The sequence below is a fragment of the Bhargavaea ginsengi genome (assembly GCF_900109165.1).
Classification (GTDB): domain Bacteria; phylum Bacillota; class Bacilli; order Bacillales_A; family Planococcaceae; genus Bhargavaea; species Bhargavaea ginsengi.
Genome location: NZ_FNZF01000001.1, coordinates 583,584 through 606,667, shown reverse-complemented (window position 1 = coordinate 606,667; position 23,084 = coordinate 583,584). Strand labels below are relative to the sequence as shown.

At 53.3% G+C, this 23,084-nt stretch carries 19 protein-coding genes; 18 read left to right on the top strand and 1 reads right to left on the bottom strand.

Annotated features, from left to right (window positions below):
* Nucleotides 1-25: 25 nt before the first annotated feature.
* From BMX91_RS02895 to BMX91_RS02865, 7 genes are all read left to right on the top strand, one after another.
* Nucleotides 26-892, top strand: coding sequence for an N-acetylneuraminate lyase (locus BMX91_RS02895; RefSeq protein WP_092049736.1), 867 nt, complete (start codon nt 26-28; stop codon nt 890-892).
* A 20-nt stretch (nt 893-912) separates the two neighbouring features.
* On the top strand, nt 913-2,406 hold the full coding sequence (locus BMX91_RS02890; RefSeq protein ID WP_092049733.1) for a sodium:solute symporter: 1,494 nt from the start codon (nt 913-915) through the stop codon (nt 2,404-2,406).
* Between the two features lie 33 nt (nt 2,407-2,439).
* Nucleotides 2,440-4,131, top strand: coding sequence for an FAD-binding protein (locus BMX91_RS02885; protein WP_092049730.1), 1,692 nt, complete (start codon nt 2,440-2,442; stop codon nt 4,129-4,131).
* A 106-nt stretch (nt 4,132-4,237) separates the two neighbouring features.
* Nucleotides 4,238-5,146, top strand: a complete 909-nt coding sequence (locus BMX91_RS02880) for an ROK family protein (RefSeq protein ID WP_092049728.1) — start codon at nt 4,238-4,240, stop codon at nt 5,144-5,146.
* A gap of 12 nt (nt 5,147-5,158) precedes the next feature.
* Nucleotides 5,159-5,992, top strand: coding sequence for a MurR/RpiR family transcriptional regulator (locus BMX91_RS02875; protein WP_092049725.1), 834 nt, complete (start codon nt 5,159-5,161; stop codon nt 5,990-5,992).
* Between the two features lie 20 nt (nt 5,993-6,012).
* On the top strand, nt 6,013-7,173 hold the full coding sequence (nagA, locus tag BMX91_RS02870; protein ID WP_092049723.1) for an N-acetylglucosamine-6-phosphate deacetylase: 1,161 nt from the start codon (nt 6,013-6,015) through the stop codon (nt 7,171-7,173).
* 19 nt (nt 7,174-7,192) lie between these two features.
* Nucleotides 7,193-8,104, top strand: coding sequence for a DNA-3-methyladenine glycosylase family protein (locus BMX91_RS02865; protein ID WP_092049720.1), 912 nt, complete (start codon nt 7,193-7,195; stop codon nt 8,102-8,104).
* Nucleotides 8,105-8,216: 112 nt separating this feature from the next.
* Here the strand turns inward: BMX91_RS02865 and BMX91_RS02860 are convergent, their stop codons facing one another.
* Nucleotides 8,217-8,762 (bottom strand): phosphoribosyltransferase family protein, encoded by a 546-nt coding sequence (locus BMX91_RS02860; protein WP_092049718.1) that lies wholly within the window; start codon nt 8,760-8,762, stop codon nt 8,217-8,219.
* Nucleotides 8,763-8,925: 163 nt separating this feature from the next.
* On the opposite strand from BMX91_RS02860, the gene hemG reads away from it, so the two are divergent.
* From hemG to BMX91_RS02800, 11 genes are all read left to right on the top strand, one after another.
* Entirely contained in the window at nt 8,926-10,308 is a 1,383-nt protein-coding gene (gene hemG, locus BMX91_RS02855) for a protoporphyrinogen oxidase (protein ID WP_092050748.1), read from the top strand.
* A gap of 191 nt (nt 10,309-10,499) precedes the next feature.
* The gene (locus BMX91_RS02850) at nt 10,500-11,690 is read left to right on the top strand and encodes a MalY/PatB family protein (RefSeq protein ID WP_092049716.1); all 1,191 of its coding nucleotides are present in this window, start codon (nt 10,500-10,502) and stop codon (nt 11,688-11,690) included.
* 102 nt (nt 11,691-11,792) lie between these two features.
* Complete coding sequence (locus BMX91_RS02845; RefSeq protein ID WP_092049713.1) at nt 11,793-13,103, top strand: MFS transporter; 1,311 nt, start codon at nt 11,793-11,795, stop codon at nt 13,101-13,103.
* Nucleotides 13,104-13,331: 228 nt separating this feature from the next.
* On the top strand, nt 13,332-14,258 hold the full coding sequence (locus BMX91_RS02840; protein ID WP_092049710.1) for a DUF7309 domain-containing protein: 927 nt from the start codon (nt 13,332-13,334) through the stop codon (nt 14,256-14,258).
* A 65-nt stretch (nt 14,259-14,323) separates the two neighbouring features.
* Nucleotides 14,324-15,898: a plasmid pRiA4b ORF-3 family protein gene (locus BMX91_RS02835; RefSeq protein WP_177168237.1), complete on the top strand. Its 1,575-nt coding sequence runs from the start codon at nt 14,324-14,326 to the stop codon at nt 15,896-15,898.
* A 357-nt stretch (nt 15,899-16,255) separates the two neighbouring features.
* A complete protein-coding gene (locus tag BMX91_RS02825; protein ID WP_177168236.1) occupies nt 16,256-17,338 on the top strand; it encodes a CdaR family transcriptional regulator in 1,083 nt (360 codons plus the stop codon).
* Between the two features lie 154 nt (nt 17,339-17,492).
* On the top strand, nt 17,493-18,899 hold the full coding sequence (locus BMX91_RS02820) for an FAD-linked oxidase C-terminal domain-containing protein (RefSeq protein ID WP_092049699.1): 1,407 nt from the start codon (nt 17,493-17,495) through the stop codon (nt 18,897-18,899).
* A complete protein-coding gene (locus BMX91_RS02815; protein WP_092049696.1) occupies nt 18,892-20,184 on the top strand; it encodes a (Fe-S)-binding protein in 1,293 nt (430 codons plus the stop codon). Before BMX91_RS02820 ends, BMX91_RS02815 begins: the two co-directional genes overlap by 8 nt.
* A gap of 14 nt (nt 20,185-20,198) precedes the next feature.
* On the top strand, nt 20,199-21,233 hold the full coding sequence (locus tag BMX91_RS02810) for a DctP family TRAP transporter solute-binding subunit (RefSeq protein ID WP_092049693.1): 1,035 nt from the start codon (nt 20,199-20,201) through the stop codon (nt 21,231-21,233).
* 12 nt (nt 21,234-21,245) lie between these two features.
* Entirely contained in the window at nt 21,246-21,758 is a 513-nt protein-coding gene (locus BMX91_RS02805; protein WP_092049691.1) for a TRAP transporter small permease, read from the top strand.
* The gene (locus BMX91_RS02800; RefSeq protein ID WP_092049689.1) at nt 21,755-23,077 is read left to right on the top strand and encodes a TRAP transporter large permease; all 1,323 of its coding nucleotides are present in this window, start codon (nt 21,755-21,757) and stop codon (nt 23,075-23,077) included. The genes BMX91_RS02805 and BMX91_RS02800 overlap by 4 nt, the downstream gene beginning before the upstream one ends.
* Nucleotides 23,078-23,084: the final 7 nt, after the last annotated feature.

The following is a 23,084-nucleotide window of genomic DNA, read 5'->3' as shown; positions in this document are numbered from 1 at the left end:
AATACACAAAACGGAAGGTGAGAATATGAACGGAATTTATACGGCACTGATCTGCTCGTTTGACGAAAACGGCAAGGTAAATGAAAAAGGGCTGCGCGAAATCGTGCGCCACAATATCGATGTGCAAAAAGTGGACGGCCTCTATGTGAACGGCAGCTCGGGGGAGAACTTCCTGATGTCCGCGGATCAGAAAAAGAAAGTTTTTGAGATCGTCAAGGATGAAGTCAAGGACGAAGTGAAACTGATCGCGCAGGTCGGCGCCCTCGACATCGACGAAGCGGTCGAGCTTGCCCAATTCGCAACAGATCTCGGCTACGATGCCTTGTCCGCGGTCACACCATTTTACTACCGCTTCGACTTCGAAGAGGTCAAGGACTACTACAACACGATTCTTGAGAATGTCGACAATAAGATGATCATCTATTCGATTCCTGCTCTGACAGGTGTCAGCATGAATCTCGAGCAATTCGCGGAACTGTTTGAGAACGAAAAAGTCATCGGCGTAAAGTTCACGGCACCGGACTTCTTCCTTCTGGAGCGGATCCGCCACGCATTCCCGGATAAGCTGATCTATTCCGGTTTTGACGAAATGTTGCTTTCTGCCGCGGTTCTCAATGTGGACGGCGCAATCGGCAGCACATTCAACGTCAACGGACAGCGTGCCAAGCAGATTTACGCGCTTGCCAAGGAAAGCCGGATCGATGAAGCCCGCGAAGTCCAGAAAGTGACGAACGACCTGATCGCTGAAATTCTTGCGAACGGGCTCTACCAGACAATCAAAGAAATCCTGAAAGCCCAAGGCGTAGACGCAGGCTACTGCAGAAAGCCGATGAAGCGCCTGACAGAAGACAAAGTCGAAAACGCGAAAGCGATGGCAGCGAAATACTGCTGATCGGCTAAGGGGGAAAGGTTATGGACGCAAAATTTGCAGTCATTGACTATGTGATTTTGTTCGCTTACCTGCTGTTCATCCTTTACGTGGGTATTGCCGTCGCGAAAAAAGAAATGCGGGGGAAAGAGTTCTTCAAGGGGGACGGATCGATCCCGTGGTGGGTCACATCCGTCAGTTTGTTCGCCACGTTGCTCAGCCCGATTTCCTTCCTGTCTCTTGCAGGAAACTCCTATCTCGGATCCTGGGAACTGTGGTTCGCGCAACTGGGCCTGTTCATCGCCGTGCCCATCGCGATCTATTTCTTCCTTCCGGTCTACCGGAAGCTGAACCTCGATACGGCGTATGAGTATCTGGAGCGTCGGTTTGATGTGAAGATGCGGATGATCGGCAGCGTGCTCTTCATCGTCTACCAGATCGGCCGGATGTCGATTATCATGTACCTGCCGGCCATCGCATTAAGTGCGGTCACCGGCATCAATACCGTGCTGATCATCCTGTTCATGGGCGTCATTGCGACGATCTACTCCGCGTTCGGAGGGATCAAGTCTGTACTCTGGACAGACTTTATCCAGGGGGTCGTCCTTATCGGCGGCGGTATTTTCGCCCTCATCTTCCTGCTGTTCTCGATTGACGGCGGGATGGGAGAGGTGTTCAAAACCGGCACTGAGAACGGCAAGTTCTTCACGGACATGCCGCTGTTTGACCCGAACTTCGTCAACAACAGCATCCTGCTTCTGATCTTCGGTGCAGGCCTCTCGACTGCGTTCTCGTACATCTCGAGCCAGGACATGGTCCAGCGCTACCTGACGACGGACAACCCGAAAGAAATGAACAAGATGACTTATATGAACGGGGTCCTTTCCCTCGGCACGGCCACTCTGTTCTTCTTTATCGGGACAGCGCTCTACACGTTCTACACCCAGCAGGGCGGCGCTATGCCGGAAGGCAAGGGCGACTTGATCTTTGCCAACTATATCGTCAGTGAATTGCCGGTCGGGATTTCCGGACTTCTGATTGCCGGCCTGTTCGCAGCCGGACAGTCGACGCTGTCGACCGGCCTGAACAGTGTAGCGACCAGCTGGACGCTCGATATCCAGAACGTCTTCAAGCCGGGCATGAGCGATGAAGCAAGCACAAAGATTGCGCGTGTCGTCTCGGCGCTTGTCGGGGTCTTCTCGATTGCATTCGCCATCGTTCTTGCCTACTCCGATGTCAGCTCGGCCTACGAATGGTTTAACGGCCTGATGGGTCTTGCGCTCGGAATCATCGGCGGTACGTTCACGCTCGGCGTCATGACAAAAAGGGCCAATGCCAAAGGCGCACTCCTTGGTTTTATCGCAACAACGGTACTGGCCGTCTACATCTCGTACTTTACGGACATCACTCTCTGGGCGTATTCGATCATCAATCTGATCGCCTCGCTGATCTTCGGCTACGGATTCAGCCTGCTGTTTAAAGGCAAGAGCAAAGCTGAGGATGGAGAGATGACTTTCTACGATAAAACAGCCAACTGATTCATACCGAATGCTGAAGGGAAGGTGAATAGGATGAAGATCAAGAAAACAGTTGAAACGGATGTGTTCATTGCCGGAAGCGGCCTGGCCGGCATCAAGGCGGCCAAGGAGCTTGCAGATCTCGGGAACCGGGTTCTGATGGTGACGAAGATGAAAATCGCGTCCGGATCCAGTTTCTATCCGCTGAAAGCCTCCCTCGGCACCCAGGTGACCAAGGACCGGGATGACGAGCAGACATTTCTGGAAGACATCGAAGAAATGAGCCGGGGCATGCACAGGCATGACCTCGCGGAAGTATACGTCCGCGAAATTCCGGATCGGGTCAAGGAATACCGGGAAATCGGGGTCGACGCGAAAAAGCTGGAGGGAGAACGCAAGGCCTGCTTTGCGCCGAATGCCCGAAACATCTACCTGCTGAGCGATTGGGACCGCATCCGCCGGAAAGTCGGCGAGATCTTTGGACGGTATGACACGCTTTCCGTTATGGAAAAGACGGTCATCCTGACGCTGATTAAGGAAGGCGGCCGGGTGACGGGAGCAGTGCTGCTCGATGAAAATAATGAGCTCGTGCTTGTCAGGTGCAAGGCGGCAATCCTTGCTACAGGCGGCTTCGGTTCGATCTATAAGCACAATCTGAACCCGAACGACGTGGACGGTTCCGGGCATGTCCTCGCACTGGAAGCGGGAGCACGCCTTGTGAACATGGAGTTTATCCAGTTCATCCCGGGCATCACGTCCCCAAAATATAAGACACTGTTCGGCGAACACACCCTCATGTATTGCAAGGACGTTGTGGACGGAGACGGAAAAAGCCTTCTCCGGCCGATGCTTCCGGAAGGGCTCAGCCTCAAGGAATGCCTGGAGATTCGTAGTACCCACGGACCGTTCACACATTCTCTGGAATCCAGGTATTTTGACATCGCCATGATGAAACGGATCACCGAGACCGGAAACGAGGATGGCTTCCGGCTGCAGTTCGACCCGGCCATCTATGAGAACAAGGAAGAGTTCTATACCGTTTATCTGGACTGGCTTAAAGAGCGGAACGTCAACCTGGCGGAAGATGAAATCCGTATTGCCCCGTTTGCCCATGCAAGCAACGGCGGAGTATTTATAGATCCCCACGGACGGACGGGGGTAGATGGCCTGTACGTCATCGGTGAACTTTCCTGCAACATTGAGGGAGCGAACCGGCTCGGCGGCAACTCTACGGGCGCCTGCATGGTGTTCGGGAAGCGGGCTGCGGAACACTGTTCTGATTATATCGGCGGGGTGGATCCCGGAATCGCAGATGAGAAGCAAGCCACTGATCGACTGACCGAAATGTTCGGCGATCCGGCTTCGGCTGCTGATGCGGATGTGGAGGCTGCGGCGGAACGGGCAAGGGAAGCGACCGAGAAAATCAGGGAGATCCTCTGGTACCATGCCAATGTCGTCCGTTCAGAAGAAGGATTGTCCGGTGCACTGGACGAAATCCGCGGATTGGAGAAGGTGGTGGACCTTCCGCTGCTCTTTAGCCGGCAGGAAAAAAGGCAACTGGCGTTTAAAGCGCGGAATTTCCTGAAGCTTTCTCAAGTCCTGCTGCTGGCGATGATGGAACGCAAGGAAAGCAGGGGCGCCCACTACCGTGAAGATTATCCGGATGAAGATGAGGCATTTGGCCGCAGGCTTTTTGTCTCGTCCGATCCTGAAGGCCAGCCGCATCTTGAATTCCTGAATGAATGACAGCCGAAAGGCAGAGAAAGAGAAAAACCTGTCACGGGTTTTTCTCTTTTTCAATGGACAATGTGAGAAATGAGAATAACAATAGAAGTAGAAATGAGGGAAGATCATGATGCTTGGCGTCATTGATATCGGCGGGACATCAATCAAATACGGGGTTCTTGGCAGTTCCGGAGAACTGATCCACCATGATTCCGTGCCAACGGAAGCGTGGCGTGGGGGAGATGCGGTTGTTGAGAAAGTTTGCGGAATCTCCGACGGTCTCCGGAGACGCTTCGATATAGAAGGAATCGCGATCAGCTCGGCGGGGCAGATCGACAATCGGAACGGTTCGGTCGTGTTCGCTACGGACAATATCCCGGGCTATACAGGCACGCCAGTCGCGGAACGGGTCAGCCGGAAAACGGGGCTGCCGGTCACTGTCGAAAATGACGTGAACTGCACGGCGCTCGGCGAGCATTGGAAGGGGGCAGGCCGGGGTGTCCGGAACTTTGTCTGCATGACGATCGGGACAGGGATCGGAGGGGCGTTGTTCTTGGACGGCCAACTTTTCACGGGCTCTGCATTTTCTGCAGGCGAGATCGGGCATATCTCTCTTTACCGGGACGGAAAGCCATGCAATTGCGGAAACAGCGGGTGTTATGAACAGTACGCTTCCGCTTCCGCTCTGATCGCGCTGATCCGGGATGCGTATGAGGGCGAGCCGGATCTGGAAGCGTTCTTCGATCTGGTTAAAGAAGGGGAAGAGGTGGCGAATGAGATTTTCGGGCGCTGGGTGGATGATATTGCGACAGGTCTCCAGTCTCTTGTCCATTCCTTCAATCCCGAATGCATCATTATCGGCGGCGGCGTTTCTGAACAGGGTGAGATCCTAAGAGGCGCGATTGAAGAATCCCTCCGGAAGAAGGTCATGCCGAACCACCGCAAATCACTTGAAGTCCGCCTGGCGGAGCAGGGTAACCGGGCAAACTTGCTCGGAGCGGCCCATCATTTCATAGAAAGCCGGAAAAATGGATAGGGGGGTAAGGGGATGAACAGTCCGCTCAGCAATGTGAGGCCGTCTGTGGTCATGGAGCAGCACAAACACCAATTCACCAAGTCCGAGCAGAAAATCTATGCCTATATTCTTGAGCACCCTGAACAGGTGATCTATCATTCCCTGACTGAGTTCTCGGATGCGAGCGGTGTTGCCGAGGCGACGGCACTTCGTTTTCTGAGGAAGCTGGGGTACAAAGGGTTCCAGGACTTTAAGTTCCTGTTCGCCAGGGAAATTGCCGAAGCCGGCACAGATCAGGGAGAAACGTATCTAGAACGGATCCGGGAAAACATGGTCCAGGCCATTCGGGACACGCATGACGTCGTCGTTCAAGACGAGTTGGCTGCCAGCATCGAGGCGATCGACCGGTCCGATGACGTGGTCATCTTCGGCATTGGCTCATCCGGAATCGCGGGGCTGGACATGCAGCACCGCCTGATGAGGATCGGGAAGCATACAAGCGTCGTGACAGATTCCCACTTCCAGATGATGCGCGCCGCGTCTCTTAATGAAAAGTCAGTGGTGATCGCAATCAGTCTGACCGGCGGTACGAAAGACATCGTTGACGCGGTCCGTGTCGCCAAGGAGAAGAAGGCGACGATCATCGCGCTGACAAACTACGTGAAATCTCCGCTTACCAAGTTTGCCGACCATATCTTGCTGACTTCCGCTAAAGAGAGTCCGCTGGACAGCGGTTCTCTCGTATCGAAGGTTGCACAGCTGTTCCTCATCGACCTGATCTGTACCGGACTGACGATGAATAATTACGATGAAGCGGAACGGGTAAAGCGGGAAGTATCCGACAGCATCTCTGGGAAACTGTACTGACATTGGGAAGGATGAGCGAAATGGGAACAATCTTGATCAGTGGGGCCAAAATCTATGCCGAGGAAGGTGTCCTGGAAGCGGGCTATGTGCTGGTCCGGGATGGTGAGATTGCCGATGTGTCCGGCTCCCGTCCGGCGGAATTGCCGGATGACACGCTGGAGATCGACGGCACTTCCCTGAACCTGCTCCCGGGATTCATCGATGTCCATATCCACGGAGCGGACGGGGCAGACGTGATGGATGCGACCGAAGAGGCGCTTGATCGGATGGCCCGATTCCTGCCGGCGGAAGGGACGACGGCATTTCTCGCGACGACCATCACCCAGTCACATGAAAACATCGGCAGTGCGCTCGAAAACGTTGCACAATATCCGAACCGCCCAGGTCAGGCTGAAGTGCTCGGCGTCCATCTGGAAGGGCCCTTTGTGGAGAAAAAGCGTGCCGGCGCACAGCCTGAATCCTATATTATCGAACCCGATGCGGAGCTGTTCCGGAAGTGGCAGGAAATGGCCGGAGGAAGGATCAGTGTCATCACGATGGCGCCGGAACATGACCGGGATGGCGCGTTCATCCGGGAACTGTCCGAGTCGGGAGTGGTCGTATCGGCAGGACACACCGATACCGGATTTGTAGGAATGCAGGATGCTGCTAAGCATGGCGTCAGCCAGGTGACCCATCTGTGCAACGCCATGCCGGGAATCCATCACCGGGATGTCGGTGTAGTCGGAGCGGCATTTATTTTGGATTCCCTCAAGGCGGAACTGATTGCGGATGGCATCCACGTCGAGGAACAGATGCTCCGCCTGATCTGGCAGAACATCGGACCGGAGCGGCTGATCCTCATCACCGACTCCATGCGGGCAAAAGGACTTCCGGCTGGGGATTACGAGCTCGGCGGACAGCCGGTCAGGGTGACCGAAGACCGGGCGGAACTTGCAGACGGGACGCTTGCCGGCAGCATCCTGAAAATGAATGAAGGCGCACGGCGCATGCTTGGGATTGAAGGCGTCACAATGGAAGACATCGTGGCGATGGCATCCCGGAACCCAGCCCGCCAGCTGGGAGTCGATGACCGGAAGGGCGGCATCCGGGAAGGGAAAGATGCGGACCTGATTCTCGCCGATGACAACCTGAATATCCGGCTGACCCTTTGCCGGGGGGAAGTGGCGTTTGAGGCGTAAGTGAAAGGAGACGGACCCGATGACCCATCAAATGATCATCCCTGTACCGGAGGATTTCAGCTTTACAGAGAACCTGGAGTATCTGTCGCGTTCGGCTGACGAGTGCATGTTCCATATTAAAGAAGGCAAGCTATCGCGGGCGATTGAAGCCGGCGATGAGCCGGTTGTTTTTGAAATGGAAGATCATCAGGACGGAATCTCTGTCCGGTTGAACATGAACGGGAAACCGGGCGCGGAGGAGCAGGCGGCAGTTTCCGGGTTCATCCGCGATTGGCTGGACCTCGAAAGGGATCTTGGTCCGTTTTATGAAATGGCGGAGCGGGCCCCGCTTCTCCGGGATGCGGTCAGCCGTCACCGTGGACTCCGTGTCGTCGGTATTCCTGATCTGTTTGAAACGTTCGTCTGGGCGATCCTCGGCCAGCAGATCACTGTGGCGTTCGCTTATGTGCTGAAGCGGCGGTTCGTCGAGACATTCGGCCAAGCCATCGAATCGGACGGTGTGACCCATTATTTGTTTCCCTCCGCGGAGAAAGTGGCCGCGCTTAAACCGGATGCATTGCGCGAATTGAAGATCACGGCCCGGAAAAGCGAATATATCATCGGAGTCGCGCGTCTGATCACGGACGGGGAACTCACGAAAGATGGCCTTCTGGCGCTTGGAGATGACCGGTTGATCGAGCACCGGCTTACCGCCATCCGGGGCATCGGCCCGTGGACCGCGAACTATGTCCTGATGCGATGCCTGCGGTCACCTGATGCCTACCCGGCGGCCGACGTCGGATTGCACAACGCTCTGAAGCTGGTCGCTGGCCTTGACCGGAAGCCGACTCTCCCCGAAGTGGAGGCTTTCGCCGAACCGTGGCAAGGATGGCGTGCGTATGCGACGTTTTATCTGTGGCGTTTCCTGAGCAGCGAGGCGGAACAGGGTTAAATTCAGGGTTAATCAACGTCTCAATGAAGATCGTCAACGTCTCACCAAAGATAATCAACGTTTCAACAAAAATAGGCGGTTCCGCATACTCGGAACCGCCTGTTTCACGTATTCATTCGGCCGGAAATAGCGGCAGCTTTTCAAGATAAAGAATGTCGTCCCGCTCCGCGGCGTCACCTTCGGCAAGCATGGCGGCACGTCCAACGACTTTTGCGCCGGCCTCTGTGATAAGTGCCTCAAGCGCCCGGAGGGAATCGCCGGTGCTGATGACGTCATCGATCAGGATGATCCGCTTCCCGCTAATCAGGGCGGCATCCGGGCCATCCAGGACAAGTGTCTGCTTTTTCTGAGTCGTAATCGAAGTCACGTTCGCCACCAGCGGCTCATCCATGTACGCTTTTACGCTTTTTCTGGCCACGATGTAACGGGGCATGCCTTTCAGCTTCGCCACTTCGTGGGCGAACGGAATGCCTTTTGCCTCGGCTGTCACGAGAAAGTCCGCATCAGGCAGCTTGTCCGAAATGAGTGATGCCGCTTCGACCACAACTTCGGTGTCGCCGAGGATGACGAAGCTGGCGATCCGAAGTTCTTCGGATACCCAGACGAGCGGCAGCTCGCGGGTGACGTTCCCAATCGTTAATGTATACGAGTTCCGCATGAAGTCCCTTCCTTTCCCGATCCGGATCAAAGATTTTGGTTCAACTACAGTTTACCCTTTAGCGGCCGCTCTCTGTCACAAAACTGTCCGCGCACAAGTCGCATCGGCTCATCAAAACGGTGTACACTTGCGTTAGAGGGCTTTAAAAAGGAGCGGGTGAATGATGAAACGTATGATCGTGGTCGGCGGGGGCATCACCGGACTATCCGCTGCGCATCGGCTGAATCAGCTGGCAGATGAATCAGGTGAAGATGTCCAAATCACGCTGGTCGAAGCGGAAGGACGTCTAGGCGGAAAATTGTGGACGCTTCATGAGGACGGGTTCATCATGGAAGCGGGAGCGGATTCGATCGTGGCTCGTCACGAGGCGGTGGGAACGCTGGTCAATGAGCTCGGCATACGGGACCATGTCGTTCACAATGCGACCGGCATTTCTTATCTTTACCGGGACGGTGAATTGCATGCCATCCCGGCAAATACGGTGTTCGGCATCCCAATGGACAAAGAGTCGCTCATGGCCTCGACACTTGTTTCCGAAGAGGGGAAGAAGGCGGCGCTAAAGGATTTTGAAGAAACCGAGCATGACTTCACAAAAGACAGCCCGATCGGGGCGTTCCTCAGGACATTTCTCGGTGATGAGCTGGTGGAGAGACAGGTGGCACCTGTGCTTTCCGGCGTCTATTCAGGCTCACTTGATACACTGACGCTCGGATCGACATTGCCTTATCTGTTGGATTATAAAAACGAATACGGCAGCATCATCCGCGGACTCGGTGCTAACCGGGAAAAGTTCCAGTCCCAGGCCAACAAGAAATTCCTGTCGTTCGATGGTGGGTTATCCGTACTGATCGACCGGATGGAAGAGGAAATGTCCGGCGTCCGGATTCTGAAAGGCGCAAAGGCAAAGAGCCTTGAAAAATGCGGGGACAGCTATCTCATATCGGTTGAAGGCCACGGAGAACTCCAGGCAGACGGGGTCATTCTGGCTCTGCCGGATTCCCAGGTGCGCGGACTTCTCGGCCAGGCCGCACCGAAGAAAGTGTTCGACACCTTCACCAGTGCCTCGATCCTGACAATGTATCTCGGCTACGACCTGCCGGATTCGGAGCTTCCCGCGGATGGCACCGGCTTTATCAATGCCGGAACCGGTGAGGTTGTCTGCGATGCATGCACGTGGACAAGCAGGAAATGGACACATACATCTCCAGATGGCCGTCTGCTCGTCCGGCTGTTCTACAAAAACTCCAATCCGAAATTTGAAGAGATCTCTTCAATGGACAGGGAGCAGCTGATCGCCCTCGCACGCCATGATCTGAAAGAAAGCCTGGGTCTGGACGCGGAACCTACCGTGGTTGAAGTCACGCCATGGCTAGGCCTCATGCCGAAGTACGGCCTCGGACACCGGACGGCAGTGGAGGAGTTGGAACAGTTCCTTTCAGCGTCCTACCCGAATGTCCAAGTCGCCGGTGCTTCGTTCCACGGCGTCGGCATCGGCCTTTGCATCGCGAATGGGCGGGAGAAGGCTGAGAAAGTATTTGGGAAATGAAAAACGGTCAGTCCCGACAAAGGGGCTGACCGTTTCATCTATATTCAGAAGTGAAGATGATCCGGTTCTGTAAATTCAAACAGGTTGAGGTGGCTATAAGAGGCCCAAAAGAGGTAAAGTAGACAGTAGGCGGAACCGGTACCCGACAAACCCGTGACCGGTTCCTTTATTTAGGTAAGGGGGCAGCAAGGATGGCTTATAACTTTGATGAAACAATCGAGCGCCGCGGAACAGCGAGCGCTAAATGGGATGCAGTTAAGGATCTTTTCGGTTCTGAAGATGTCCTCCCGCTCTGGGTGGCGGATATGGACTTCCGCGTGCCCGAAGAGGTCGTCGAGGCGATCAAGCAGGCTGCGGACCACGGAGTTTTCGGTTATACACTCCGTTCCGAAGAATATAAGGAAGCGGTCAGTGACTGGATGAACAAACGCCATGGATGGAAGATTGACGGTGAATGGATTACCCAGACACCGGGCATCGTGAATGCATTGAACATGGCTGTGCTTGCCTACACTGAGCCGGGTGATTCGGTAATAGTCCAGCCGCCGGTTTATTATCCGTTCATGAAAGCCATCAACAATCATGGCCGTAAAGTGGTCGACAACCCGCTGGTCGACCGGGGCGGGCACTATGAAATGGACTTTGATGACCTGGAGACGAAAGTTGCGGAAAGCGGCGCGAAGCTGTTGTTCCTGTGCAACCCGCAGAACCCGTCAGGCCGTGTCTGGACGCCCGAAGAATTAAAACAGCTCGGTGACATCTGCGTGCGCCATGGCCTCACGGTCGTCTCGGATGAAATCCACGGTGATCTGATTCTCGGCGACCAGCCGCACACACCGTTTGCGAGCATTTCGGACGAGCTTTCAGGAATCAGCGTGACATGCACGGCCCCAAGCAAGACATTCAACCTTGCAGGCCTGCACACATCAAATATCATCATTCCGGATGAGACGCGCCGGAAGGCTTTCAACGCGCAACTTGAAAAGTTTGCGGTCGGCGGTTCCTCGCCGATCGGCGCGGCTGCCACGATTGCCGCATACCGTCATGGAGAAGAATGGCTCGAAAGCCTGCTCGACTATGTACGGGGTAACTACGCCTACTTGAAAGACTTTGCGGAAACGAACATCCCGCAGCTTAGGGTGTATCCGCTTAAGGCAACCTACCTCGCGTGGGTGGACGCCCGTGCACTCGGCCTCGACAACAAGGAACTGGAGACGTTCATGGCCAAAGAGGCCAGGGTCGGCCTGAACCAGGGCCATGTCTTCGGCCCGGGCGGGGAAGGGTTCGTCCGAGTGAACTTGGCGTGTACGAGAGCGACGCTCGAGGAAGCGCTCAAGAGAATTGATGAGGCGGTCAAAAAGCATCAGGAGACGACCGCCTGACCTGGGAGGATCGGCAGCTGCCGGTCCTTTTTCAAATGTCATGGACAGAAAGCCTCCATACAGTTAAAGTGAGGAAAATGTAAAGCGGAAAGAGGGGCTGAAATGGGGAAGGGGAAAAGAAAGCCGGAACAGGAAAAGGAATTCCATCCATATCGGGAATACACCGAGTCTCCGGAAAAAGTCAGAAAGCTTTATAGGCGGACGCTTTCCATCGTCGTCCTCTCCCAAATATTCGGCGGGGCGGGTCTTGCTGCCGGTATTACGGTCGGCGCGCTGATCGCCCGGGAGATGTTGGGGACCGATAGCATGGCCGGCTTGCCGACTGCGCTGTTTACCCTCGGGGCAGCACTGTCCGCGCTGATTGTCGGTCGGCTTTCCCAGCGTTCAGGACGCAGGTTCGGCCTTGCCGGCGGATTTCTTGCCGGAGCCCTGGGTGCGGTGGGCGTCATTACGGCAACGATGTTGGACAGCATATGGCTGTTGTTTGCCGCGCTATTTATTTACGGGGCGGGATCAGCCACCAACTTGCAGGTCCGTTATGCGGGGACCGACCTTGCCGGCCCGAAGCAACGGGCGACAGCCGTCAGCATTGCTCTTGTCTCGACGACGGTCGGCGCAGTGGCAGGGCCGAACCTGGTCGGGGTGATGGGGGAATTTGCATCATCTGTCGGCGTTCCGCCTCTGGCCGGTCCGTTCATCCTTGCGGCGGTAGCCTACCTGGCTGCCGGTCTGATTCTCCTGACTCTCCTGAAGCCTGACCCTTTGCTCGTGGCGAATGCTCTTGAAACGAGACGTCAGGCGGCGGCCGCGGAAAAAGGTGAGAACGTGTCCGTCGGTGGAACTTACCGGAGAGGGGTCATTGCAGGTGCGACGGTCATGGTGGTCACCCAGCTGATCATGACAGGAGTGATGACGATGACGCCTGTGCATATGGAGCAGCATGGGCACGCCTTGTCCGCTGTGGGCTCCGTGATCGGCGTTCATATCGCGCTAATGTACCTTCCGTCCCTCCTGACCGGCATCCTGGTGGACCGGGTCGGCCGGAACATCATGGCCGCGGCAGCAGGTGTCACGCTGCTTGCGGCCGGAGCTGTAGGCGCATACGCTCCGCCCGACTCACTTTTCGGTCTGTATGCTGCTTTGGGGCTTCTCGGACTGGGCTGGAACTTCGGCCTGATCAGCGGCACTGCGATGATCGTCGATGCGACGGCTCCTTCTGTCAGAGCCAAAACCCAAGGCTCGGTTGATGTTCTGATTGCCCTGTCCGGCGCCACGGGCGGGATGCTGTCGGGCGTCATTGCCGCCTATACAGGTTTCGGCGCCATGGCGCTCGGCGGCGGGATTCTGTCGCTGCTCCTGATTCCGGTCGTCGTCTGGTCGTTGAGAGGCCGGGGGAAACAGGTAGTAGTCTGACAGGATAGAGGATTATTAATGAAATAACGGCCGGATCAGGATGTAAGTACTGTCCTGTTCCGGTTTTTAATTTGGAATAGACAAAGGTCCCATGAATTTCAACCACAAAAGAGGGCCGAATTTCAATTTTCGACATTAATTTCATCAGTTTGGTTTCGTCCTTTAGCTTCATTGCTCGCTTTGGAACAGGCGGCTACAATGAGAGCAAATCCGAAGGGAGATCACTGAATGTCTCATGAACTGGAACTGACTCTGCTCAATACGTCACCGCCGGTCAAACGAGTGATCAAGTTGGAAGGCGAATTGCCTGTCCATGCCTTGCAGGGAATTCTGCAGACCGCCTTTGGGCGGGAAAGCACCCATCTTGAAGAATGGACTGTTTTGCTTAGCCTAAAGTCAGTCAGTCACCAACTTGGCTTTTCCTTTAGCGGTTACCCGCCAAACGATCATCAGCAATTTGAAGCCAGACCTGCCCGGATGATCGGCAGATTCAGTGGATCTGGAGATTTCGATGACTATTGTGACCATGCAGATTTTGATGACGATGATGAGCTTTACTGGAGAAATCGGACTCAGGCTTTTGAACCGGATCCTGACATTCCATTCAAAGAATTGGTAAAGGAAGCGAGAAAGGTCGCAAGTGACAAGCCGTGGACTGTACTGTCGTGCGATCAGATTTTTCTTTGTGAGCGTTCGGGTGAAAAAGAACCGTTTTTCGTTTCTGTGATAGGGGATGGTGAAGAAGAGATCGGCGTAACAGTCGCACGGGGATGGGAAGGCTTCCGGTATCTGCTCGGAAAACAGGACGAGGCGTTCGGGGAAACGTTCAGGATGATGATTACGTTTGAAGAGCGGGAAGACATGTCGGAAGAGGATCTCCGTTTTTATCAGAGACTCGGAACCTACTTCCGGGGAAAACGGTGGCCGAAGCTCAGAATCCATGAGGGAGGAGCGGAACCAAGACTCCCCGAGCAGGATGAAGCCAAGCTGATCGACTGGCTTTTGTCCCATGTCCGATCCATGAGCAGCAAAGCGAGAAAAGGATGGGAAGTTCCGGTGCCGGCAAGTGCTTACATGATTGCGGCAGTCCAGGACTGGGAGATGGAAGCGGAGGTTCGCAAAGTTCCAGAATGGAATGCTTCAAACAAAAAGTGATTTCCACTTCGGCTGCAGCGCTTCTTTCCGTTACAATGAAGAAAAAAGGGGAGAGGAGTGGCAGGATGATTTATGAACTGGAGACAAAGCTCAAATACACGGAGACGTCGGTGACGCGAACGCTCGAAGTAGACAGCGGGATGACGTTCGAAGAACTGCACCGGGTATTGCAGAAGGCTTACGAATGGGAGAACGCCCACCTCCACCAATTTGTAATCGTTCGAAGTGGAGGAACAGAGACACGGGAACTAATTGGTCCCATCGGCTTCATGGATGAGTCGGCTAGTTTGCTATTTGACGAGGGCGTTGAACCGCTGGGTGACTGGCTGACGGAAAAGGGCGACGAGCTGATCTATCTGTACGATTTTGGAGCGGGCTGGGAGCACCGGGTCACGCTTACAGATATTCTTGAAGCCCATTCGGAATCAAAAGTCCCTCGCTGTACGGCTGCCTCAGGTGAACCGGCTGAAGAAGATACATTCCCGGGTGCTTACTCCGACAGCGGAGCGCGACAACCTGGAACGCTCGTGCGGGATATTAATCAAGCATTAAAAAGCTCGAAAAAAGGGCCGAAGACACCGGAGACTGAGAACCGGGAAGAAAACCGAACAGAGAAGGAGTTGAACCGGCTGGTCTTTCTTCCGGAAGTGGAGGAAGAAGCTATAAAGGGAATGGTGGAGGCGGCCAAGCTGGTCAGCAAGGAAAAGCCGTGGGAACACCTGCACAGCAACCAGATTGTCATGTTCGATTTTCCTGAAGAGGAAGAGCCGCATTTCGTTTCAGTAATGGGCAGCCTTGGGGAACAATTTGGTGTGATGGTATACAGGGGGTGGGACGGCTACAGGAGCCTGAAATCGGTATTTGCAGACGCTTCCGGTTCTGACTATCTGTCTGAATTGGATGCGCTGTCCGTCTCATTCGAAGATCGTCAGGACTTAACAAAAGAAGAATACAGTTTCCTGAAAGATCTCGGTTACTCCTTCCGCGGTAAAAAACGCTGGCCGGCATTCCGCAGCTATGATCCCGGTTTTCTTCCTTCATTGCCGGATGAATGGGAAGCGCAGTTCCTCACTGATCTGTTGGATGGCGTCCTTGCGGTAGCTGAAATCGCGAAGAAAGGGAACCATATTCCGGAGTTTGGGATGGAAGAAAAGATTCTTGCCTTTTCCGGTGATCCAGACGGAAAGATGACACCGTTCTACGTTCCTGTTCCCGAAGCGCCTCCAATACCGGATGTCGGGCTGCAGCTAAGGGAGTTGGACATTAAGCGGCTGCTGAAGTTGCCGGCGGGTAATCTTTCTTTGGAATTTGATCTTTTTTCCGCTCCAACAGCCGTTCACGATGAGGAAACCGAAGTAACTTACTTCCCGCTGGTCGCACTCGGAGTCGACCGCGAAGTTGGAGTCTCGGTCTTTTATGAGATGATTCCCAACCCTCTCCCCGAAGACGTTGCACAGGCCGCTCTTGCCAACTGCATGATACGGACCGGCACCATCCCGGGCGAACTGCATGTCAAAGACCGTACAGCCGCGTTCCTGAAGCCACTCCTGGACAAGCTTGGCATCGTTCCGGTCATCCATCCAAGACTTCCTATGATCGAGGAGTTGCGGGTGCAACTGGAAAGACGGATGGGAAGATGAAGGTTTCATATGATAGGGGGTTCTGGACCCGGGCAACTCGTATGCTGTGTCCAGCCAAAGACGGCGGCCTTATCATTGCCCATACGGCGCCGGGCTGCTGGGAACCGATGATCACGCCATGCATACGAATGCTAATCGTACAATTTATTTGGAATAAGCTTGCTGAAAAAGCGGGGAAAGCTGAATCACTCAGCCTTTCCCGCTTTATTGTTATGGACCAATACCTATCACTCATTCCATACAAACATGGGAAAATTGGGCTTTAATCCCCTGCCGGATTTTATTTGTCGTACTATTGTATCAATTTGTTAATACACGTATGATTTGAAATATACAAAAGAGATGAGGGGGAGGAGCATGTTCGATCTGCAGGTGATCGGAAGCCAAATCGTTGATGAAATGTCCTCGCTGGTTGAACAAAGCATCGTTGTAACTGACCGGAATGGATTTATCATCGCCAGTACCAATCCCGACCGTCTCAATAATTATCATGAAGGGGCAGCGATGGCAATCCGGGAAAAGAAACAGCTTCAGATGACTGAGGAACTGAGCCGCAAATTAAAGGGGGTCTTGCCGGGGATCGTCTTGCCCATTATCATTCAGGATCAGTCAATAGGAGTCATCGGAATCACAGGCCCCCCTTGTACAGTAGAAAAGTACGGAAAGCTTGTAAGGAAAGTTGTGGAGCTGTTCGTGGCGGACTTTATGTCCAGACAGCAGCGGGAACGGAGCGTGCGGGAGCTGGAATACTTTATCTCTGATTATCTCACCGGTGAGATTGATCAGGAAAAAGCAATCAGGCAAGCAGAACTTCTCAGCTTTCCCATTCAGAATTATACGAGTGTTGCTGTGTTTCAGGCCACCAAATACTTGGATGACGGCCTGGTTGAACGGATGAAAAGCTTTCAGACAATCCACCAACACCTTGAAGTGGTGCGATCCGGAATTGGTGAGCTAATCTTTCTGATTCCGGATGTGGATCGTCAATCCTTGAGGAACGGGCTGGAGAAAATAGAAGCACGTGCGACTAAATCAATGAAGGAGTTCCAGCCGATCGGTGTGGGACAGGCAGGAAGTCTGAAACAATCGTACAAGCAAGCCAAAATAGCCCTTTCAGTATCAGCCTGTCAAAAGCGGATCATCTTCGAAGAGGACCTGAAGCTGGAACTTCTTTTCCAGGAGCTGCCGGAAGACGTTGGCAGGAAGTTCATTCAGCGGACACTTGCTCCAATCACAGAGGATGAAGAATTGCTGGAAACGTTGGAGACCTATTTATTCAATGAGGGCAGTCTTCAGGAGCTGGCAGATCTCCTGTTTATCCATAAAAATACGCTAAAGTACCGGCTGACGAAGATAGAAAATCAGCTGGGCATACATCTTCAGAATAAAGAGCAACTGACAGAGTTATATATCGCATACAGTTTGTATCGTCAATACTAAATGACCTTCCCGGCTCAGGGGATGGTCATTTTTGTGTTATAGGACAAATATTCATTCTTTCTTTTCAGAAATGTTAGCTTTTTGGACGTATTAAAGGTTCAGAATATTTTATACCATTGTTGAAAGCCTTTACAGAAAGGAGGCTCAAGGAAGTATGGAATGGATCGAATCAATCAAAAAAGTTGTCGGCAGTGAACATGTCAGGACGTCATCTGCCCATCTCCTGACCTATAGCTACGACGCGACCGCCGGGTTTCAGGCGATGCCCGATGCCGTCGTTTCGCCGGGTTCAACCGAGGACATCCGACAAATCATGGAGATTTGCCGAGATCATCAAGTTCCGTTGGTTCCCAGAGGTTCCGGCACAAACCTGGCTGCAGGGACAGCGCCAACAAGCGGCGGGGTCGTTCTGCTATTTAATCGGATGAACCAAATCTTGGAACTGGACGAAGATAATTTGTGTATCAGGGTACAGCCAGGCGTACTTACCTTGGATTTATGCAATTTTGTGGAAGAGCGGGGACTGTTCTATCCTCCTGATCCTAGCAGCATGAAGATTTCGACAATCGGCGGCAATGTCAGCGAGAATTCCGGCGGGCTCAGGGGCCTGAAATATGGTGTCACCAAAGATTATGTCCTTGGCCTGACTGCTGTATTGCCAAACGGGCAAGTCATCAAGACCGGAGGAAAACTGGCAAAAGACGTGGCAGGTTACGACCTGAAGGCACTTTTGGTCGGCGCTGAAGGAACGCTTGGAGTGGTTACAGAAATCCTCCTGAAACTCATCCCGAAACCTGAACATCAAAGGACCGGTATCGCTTATTTCCAATCTCTTGAGGAATCGGCTGCCACTGTCTCCGAAATTATTTCGGAGCGTATCATCCCTGCCACTTTGGAGTTTATGGACCGCGGAACGATGGACGCCGTAGAGCGGTTTATGAATCTTGGGCTTCCGAAAGATGCGGAGGCGATGCTGCTGATTGAACAGGACGGGGAAGCCGGGCAGGTGGAACGGGACCTTGCAGCCATGATCGACATTTCGGTCAGAAACGGTGCAGTGATCACGGCTGTGGCTGAAACGGAAGAAGAAGCGGGACAGCTAAAGGCCGGGCGTCGGGCTGCGCTTTCCGCACTGGCAAGAAAGCGGCCCACGACCATCTTGGAGGATGCCACCGTCCCCAGATCAGAAATTGCGAATATGGTCCGGAAAATCAGGGAGATCGCCGAGCGGAATCAGGTTGAAATCCACACGTTCGGACATGCGGGAGACGGAAATCTGCACCCGACCTGCCTGACTGACATTCGGAACGGCGAAGAAATGGTCCGCGTGGAACGTGCTTTCGCTGAGATATTTGAAGCCGCCATTGACTTGGGCGGCACGATTACCGGAGAGCATGGCGTCGGGGAGATGAAGTCGCCTTATCTTCAATGGAAGATTGGCGATGAGGGGATTGACTTGATGAAAACAATCAAACAGGCGATCGACCCTCTGAATATCTGTAATCCCGGCAAAATGTTTGCTAAGGCAAACAAACCGCGGGTGGTGGTGGCCCATGGTTAGCGCCCTTCAGGAAAAGATGAAAGAAAGCTTTGTTGAGCATGTCAGCGAGGAGTTGCTGACAGATTGCATGAGGTGCGGTTTTTGTCTGCCGGCATGCCCGACCTACCTCATGACCGGACAGGATGAGGCCCACTCGCCAAGAGGCCGGATCTCTCTCATGAAAGCCCTCAGGGACGGACAGGTCCTGTGGGACGGCAGCATTGAAGATTCGCTCGATGTCTGCCTGGGCTGCCGGGCCTGTGAGCCTGCCTGCCCGGCAGGTGTCCAGTACGGCACTTTGCTTGAGGAAGCACGCCATGCGGTGCTCGATGCCAAACAGCCCGGACTAAAAGAAAAGGCCGTCCGGAAGATTGTATTTGACGGATTGTTTGCGGACCAGAAAAAGATGAAGCGCACAGTGGGGCTGATCCGGATCTATCAGGCCACGGGGATCCAAAAAGTCGCCCGTGCATCCGGCATGATGAGGCTTTTACCAAAGCAGATGAGCGAAATGGAGAGAGTCTTGCCGCAGATCAGGCGGAAGGTAAGGCCGGCCAAGCCAACTCAGACGTACAAGGTCGCTTTCTTTACCGGATGTCTGATGGACACCATGTTTCAGGAAACCAACAGCCGGACCATCGAGCTGCTTGAAATGGCAGGTTACGAAGTGGATATTCCCGCAAATCAGCAGTGCTGCGGCGCTCTTCACGGCCACAGTGGTGAAGTCCCGAAAGCCAAGAAAAATGCAGAAAAGAATATCTTGGCCTTTAATCATCAGGACTATGATTTTATCGTCCAGAATGCGGGGGGCTGTGGGGCGTTTCTCAGTGAATACGGGAAGTTGCTGGACACTGACGAGGCTAGAACTTTTTCCGGCAAGATTGTCGACATCTCAACTCTTTTGATGAAAGCGGGCTTTGACAGACAATTGCAGGCTATCAGCAAAGAAGCCCAGTCGGTCGTCACTTACCAGGATTCCTGCCATCTCAGAAATGTGAATGGCGTTTGGGAAGCTCCAAGGACACTGATCGGTTCCGCTTCCGGATTCACCTATATCGAGATGCCGAATGCGGCCGGCTGCTGCGGGTCCGCTGGTATATATAATCTCTTGCAACCGGAAATGTCGGCGAAGATTCTGGCGGAGAAAATGAAAGGGGTGAAACAGGTCGGGCCATCCGTGATCGTGACTTCAAATCCGGGTTGCCTGCTGCAGATGAAAGTGGGGATCGAGCGCGAAGGGTTGTCAGGTCAGATAGAAGCGGTGCACATTGTGGATTTTCTCTATGAATCCATGAAAAACAATTAAAGGGGCGAAATGATATGAAAAAAACGAAGAGATCGGTATTCGGCATGATCGGCTTGTCTGCCATGCTCTTACTCGGAGCATGCGGAGGCGGGGCATCCTCGGAAGATGAGGCAAGTGCCGGCGGAGAAGCGAAAAACTATGACCTGAAAATGTCCGTAACAGTCGCAGACAGCTCGACCTGGTATGAAGCTGCCGAGAAACTGAAGAACGACTTGGCGGAAGAAACAGACGGCCGAATCAATATTGAGCTTTTCGCAAATGAACAGCTTTCAGGCGGGGATTCCGGGAAGGCGGTAGAAGGTCTTTCAAAGGGTACGATTGACCTGACATTCAACTCCACCATCATTTATTCCATCTTGGACGATCGTTTTGGTGTAGCCTCGGCACCGTTCCTGTTCAGCTCGCTTGATGAAGTGGATCAAGTGTTTGACGGTGAAGGCGGAGAAATGCTGAAAGATATCCTGGCTGAAAAAGGGGTCCATGCACTCGGATATGGGGAGAACGGATTCCGTCAGCTGACAAATAGTGTAAAAGAAGTTAAGGCGCCAGAAGATCTTTCCGGCATGAAGCTCCGGATCCCTGGCATCACGATGTATACAGACCTGTTCCGGGAACTGGGGACAGACCCGGTCACGATGACCTTCTCCGAAGTCTTTACGTCACTTCAGCAGGGCACGATCGACGGCCAGGAAAACCCGGTCGACGTCATCTACTCGTCGAAACTCAATGAAGTCCAGGACTACATGACAATGTGGAACTACTCTTATGATCCGCTTGTACTGGGCATCAACAAAAAGCTCTACGATTCCATGAGTAAGGAAGACCAGGAACTCTTTGACCGTCTCGGCAAGGAAGCGGCTGAATACCAGGTGGAGATTGCACGTGAACGCGAAGCCGAGCAGATTGAAGAACTCAAAGCTGCCGGCATGGAACTTTATGAGCCGACAGAAGAAGAAATTGCAGCATTCCGTGAAACTGTTCAGCCTGTCTACGACAAGTATGAAGATATCTGGGGAGCGGACCTGCTGAAAGCATTCCAGGAACGATAAGGGGAGAACCAAATGAAGGTCCTAGATTATGTGGAGGAGTTCATCATTGCAATTGCCATGCTCGCCATGACGGTCATTGCATTTGCCAACATCATCGCCCGCAACTTCGCGGAGTTCTCATTCTCTTTCACGGAGGAACTGACCATTAACTTATTCGTTCTGCTTACCTTTGTGGGGACAGCCATGGGGGTGCGCAGATTTGCGCACCTCGGCTTTACCCTTTTGTATGACATAGGTGGAGCGACTGTTAAGAGAATCATGATTGCCATTTCCACAATTGCTGGACTTGTCCTGTTTGGCGTGCTGTTCTGGTATGGAATCCAGACGGTGTTGTTCCAGATAGATATGGGCCAAAAAACGCCGGCTCTTGGTATGCCGCAATGGATCCTGACAATGGCGCTGCCTTTTGGGGCACTGCTTTGCATTATACGTACTGTTCAGGTGGGCCTGATTGAATGGAAGTTGGGCGGAGCAGATCCGGATCCGACCGACCTTGAGAAAGCCGGGAAGGGGGAAATGCAATGACTGCACTCTTATTGTTCGGTGTGTTTTTCCTTCTTGTTTTCTTGAGGGTTCCGATTGCGATCTCCCTTGGCATCTCTTCATTGATTGTCCTCGTTTCCAATAATGGGGTATTCGGACTCGAAGCGATTACGGACATTATGTATACGAGTGTCGCCAAGTTCACGCTGTTGGCCATTCCTTTCTTTATCCTGGCAGGCGTGATCATGGAGCATGTCGGAATTTCAAAGCGGCTGATCGACTTTGCGCAAGCTATGGTCGGCCATGTCCGTGGCGGAATCGTGTTCGTCACAGTCCTTGTGGCCATCTTCTTTGCGGCAATCTCGGGTTCGGGCCCGGCGACCGTGGCGGCAATCGGCGGTATTCTGATTCCAGCAATGGTGAAAAGCGGCTATCGGAAAGAAACAGCGGGTGCACTTCTTGCGAGTTCAGGTGCGATCGGCATCATTATTCCGCCATCCATCGCATTTATCGTTTTTGCGGTCGTAGCGGGTGACCAGATTCCGGTCACGATTAACCGGATGTTTTTGGCCGGTGTCATCCCGGGGTTGCTGATCGGGGCGGCATTCATCATAGCGGCTTTATATGTGCGTTGGCGTGAAGAGAAAAAAGGGGTTTTCCATGCTGATGAAGAGGCAGCCCGAAAAGCGACCGGCAAAGAAAAATGGGATGCTTTTGTCAAAGCGCTGCCGGGTCTTTTCATTCCTGTCATTATCCTGGGAGGAATTTACGGAGGCTTCTTTACTCCTACAGAGGCGGCAGTTATTGCCGTGGTCTACGGACTGGTCGTGGGAGCGTTTGTATTAAGGGGGAATCTTCTCAGAGGGATGTATCGGATTTTTGTCGATGCGGCGCTGCAGACGGCTGTGATTATGATCATCGTCAGTGCGGCTTCGGCGTTTGCCTACATCATCACCACTGAGCAGATTGCCAGGGATATCTCGACAGCACTCCTGGAAGCGTCAGGAAATCCCATTATTATCCTTTTACTGATCAACGTACTCCTGCTGATTGCAGGTGCATTTATTGATGCGATTTCGGCTTATTACATTTTTGTACCGATCCTTCTACCGGTCATGATCGCACTTGAAGTCGATCCAACCGTATTTGGCGTCTTCATGACGGTCAACCTTGCCATCGGTTTGTTTACTCCTCCAGTAGGATTGAACCTGTTCGTTGCAGCGAGCATTTCAAAATCGAGTATTGTCGATATTTCCAAAGCAGCATTGCCATTTATTGTCGCAGGCATCATCGTCTTGCTCATGATCACGTACATTCCGGCTATTTCAACATTCCTGCCGGATCTGCTGAACGTTAAATAACAACTTG